3 protein-coding genes are annotated in these 3,343 nt (G+C 65.5%); all 3 read left to right on the top strand.

Features of this window, described 5'->3' with window-relative positions:
- Nucleotides 1-437 (top strand): putative cytokinetic ring protein SteA (steA, locus tag QOC69_RS05420; protein WP_526437145.1); only part of this gene is annotated, 437 nt, incomplete at its 5' end.
- A 12-nt stretch (nucleotides 438-449) separates the two neighbouring features.
- On the top strand, nucleotides 450-1,391 hold the full coding sequence (locus QOC69_RS05415; protein WP_526437143.1) for a copper transporter: 942 nt from the start codon (nucleotides 450-452) through the stop codon (nucleotides 1,389-1,391).
- A gap of 169 nt (nucleotides 1,392-1,560) precedes the next feature.
- On the top strand, nucleotides 1,561-3,318 hold the full coding sequence (gene pyrG, locus QOC69_RS05410; protein ID WP_526437141.1) for a CTP synthase: 1,758 nt from the start codon (nucleotides 1,561-1,563) through the stop codon (nucleotides 3,316-3,318).
- The last annotated feature ends 25 nt before the right edge of the window (nucleotides 3,319-3,343 follow it).

Here is a 3,343-nt window from a genome sequence, read left to right as displayed (position 1 = left end):
TGCCCGCCGACGCCGACGGCCACGCGCCAGGTCTGGAACGCATCCAGGACCTCGGTGTCGGGGCGATGACGTTCCCCGCCGCGGGTTCACCGGCTGACCTGGCGCTGCTGTTGGCCGATCATCACGGCGCCGCGCTGCTGGTGACCGCGGGCCACCGCGCCAACATCGAGACCTTCTTCGACCGGACGCGTCAGGACAGCAACCCCTCGACGTTCCTCACCAGATTGCGGGTGGGGGAGAAGGTCGTGGACGCCAAAGCTGTTGCCACGCTTTATCACAACCGGATTTCCGGTGGCGCGATCGCATTGCTGATCTTGACGATGCTGCTCTCGGTGATCGCCGCGCTGTGGGTGTCTCGCGCCGACACCGTGGTATTGCACTGGATCGCGCAGTACTGGAATCACTTCTGGATCTGGATGCAGCGCTTCATCCACTAGGACGGAGGCGACGTGATATCTCTACGTCAGCACGCGATTTCGCTGGCCGCGGTGTTCCTTGCGCTGGCGGTCGGCGTCGTGCTCGGCTCAGGGCTTCTGTCCAACACGATGACGTCCGGATTGCGCGACGAAACCCGGAATCTGCACAACCAGGTCAACTCGCTCAACGATGAGAAGAGCGTTCTGAACGGAAAGCTCGCTTCTGCGAACGCTTTCGACGCCCAGATGGCCGCCCGGATGGTTCATGACGCGCTGAACGGCAAGTCGATGGTGATCTTCCGCGCACCCGACGCCCAGGACGAAGACGTCGACGCGGTGTCGAAGATCGTCGGACAGGCCGGGGGAGCCGTCACCGGCACGGTGTCGTTGACGCAGGAGTTCGTCGATGCCAACTCCGCGGAAAAGCTGCGCTCAGTGGTCAACGCGTCGGTTCTCCCCGCGGGCGCCCAGTTGAGCACCAAATTGGTCGACCAAGGCTCCCAAGCCGGCGACCTGCTGGGTATTGCGCTGTTGATCAACCGGGATCCGGCGGTTCCGCCAGTGGACGACGCGCAGCGCGACACCGTGCTGGCGGCGCTGCGTGACACCGGCTTCATCGGATACGGGGACCAGCACGTCGGCGCGGCGAACGCGGCCGCGGTCATCACCGGCGGCTCGCTTACCAACGACGCCGGTAACCAGGGCGTCAGCGTGGCCCGGTTCGCGGCTGCGCTCGCACCGCACGGGTCGGGCGTGGTATTGGCCGGACGCGACGGCTCGTCGGACGGTCCTGCCGCGGTCGGAGTGGCCCGCGCCGACGCCACGGTGACCCCGGTGATCAGCACCGTCGACGATCTCGACGCCGAATCCGGTCGCGTCACCGCAGTGCTCGGTGCCGCCGACTTGATCAACGGTGGTCGGACCGGCCAGTACGGAATCGGACACCGCAATACCGGGCTCACCGTCGCGTCGTAGCCCACCGACAGTGCGGTGCGGGCAGTCGATAAAGCCGCGCCGCCGGGCGTGTTAGCGACGAGGTGGCTGAGTCTTTGTTAGGGTGGGTTTCCGTGGGTCGGCAGGCCCAAGCTGGAAAACAGCCCTCACCAGAGGCTAGCCCTGCGCCGTCTTCACGGAGGTCGCCACATTGCGTAAGCATCCGCAGACCGCCACCAAGCATCTCTTCGTCAGCGGCGGGGTCGTTTCGTCGCTCGGTAAGGGACTGACCGCGAGCAGCCTCGGGCAGTTGCTGACCGCTCGCGGGCTGCAGGTGACGATGCAGAAGCTCGATCCCTACCTCAACGTCGACCCGGGCACCATGAACCCGTTCCAGCACGGCGAGGTGTTCGTCACTGAGGACGGCGCCGAAACCGACCTCGACGTCGGCCACTATGAGCGCTTCCTCGACCGCGATCTGTCCGGTTCGGCGAATGTCACGACCGGACAGGTCTATTCGACAGTCATCGCCAAGGAGCGCCGCGGCGAATACCTCGGTGACACTGTCCAGGTCATCCCGCACATCACCGACGAGATCAAGCGCCGCATCCTGGCGATGGCCGAGCCGGACGCCGACGGCAGGAGACCCGATGTCGTGATCACCGAGATCGGCGGCACCGTCGGCGATATCGAGTCGCAGCCTTTCCTTGAGGCGGCGCGGCAGGTTCGTCACGACATCGGCCGGGAGAATGTCTTCTTCCTGCACGTGTCGCTGATCCCGTACCTGGCGCCGTCGGGAGAGCTCAAGACCAAGCCCACCCAGCACTCGGTGGCCGCGCTGCGCAGCATCGGTATCACCCCGGACGCGTTGATCCTGCGCTGCGACCGCGACGTGCCTGAGCCGCTGAAGAACAAGATCGCGCTGATGTGTGACGTCGACATCGACGGCATCATCTCCACACCCGACGCGCCCTCGATCTACGACATCCCAAAGGTGTTGCACCGCGAGGAGCTTGACGCCTACGTCGTCCGCCGGCTCAACCTCCCGTTCCGTGACGTCGACTGGACCGAATGGGACGACCTGCTGCGCCGAGTGCACGATCCGCAGGAGACCGTGCGAATTGCCTTGGTGGGCAAGTACGTCGACCTCTCGGACGCCTATCTCTCGGTGAGCGAGGCGTTGCGGGCGGCCGGCTTCAAGCACCGGGCCAAGGTGGAGATTCGCTGGGTTGGCTCCGACGACTGCGAGACGCCGGGCGGTGCGGCGTCGGTGCTCGAGGACGTCCACGGCGTGCTGATCCCTGGCGGCTTCGGCATCCGGGGCATCGAGGGCAAGATCGGCGCCATCTCGCATGCACGAGCCCGCGGGCTGCCCATATTGGGGCTATGCCTGGGCATGCAGTGCATCGTGATCGAGGCCGCGCGTTCCGTCGGTATGACAGAGGCCAACTCCGCCGAATTCGATCCGGACACCCCTGACCCGGTCATCTCCACGATGGCCGATCAAAAAGAGATCGTCGCCGGCGAAGCCGACCTCGGCGGCACCATGCGGCTAGGAGCGTATCCGGCCGTTCTGGAGCCGGATTCCATTGTCGCCCAGGCATATCAGTCGACCGACGTTTCCGAGCGGCATCGGCATCGCTATGAAGTCAACAACTCGTATCGGGACCGCATCGCCGAGAGCGGGCTGAAGTTCTCCGGGACATCTCCCGACGGGCACCTGGTCGAGTTCGTCGAGTATCCGCCGGAGATGCACTCCTTCGTCGTCGGCACCCAGGCTCATCCCGAGCTCAAGAGCCGTCCGACCCGACCACATCCGCTGTTCACCGGGTTCGTCGGCGCCGCGATCGAGTACAAGGCGGGCGAGCGGCTGTCGCTGGAGATGCCCGAGCAACGTGCCAACGGCAGCGAACAACACGAGGACGCAGAGCCGTCGCTGCCCGAGCCCGAACCTGTTACCCGTGGGTGAGCACGTCTTCGAGACGACCTCCTCG

The sequence above is a fragment of the Mycobacterium sp. genome, from assembly GCF_032162105.1.
Lineage (GTDB): Bacteria > Actinomycetota > Actinomycetes > Mycobacteriales > Mycobacteriaceae > Mycobacterium.
This window is presented reverse-complemented; position numbering and strand designations above follow the sequence as displayed.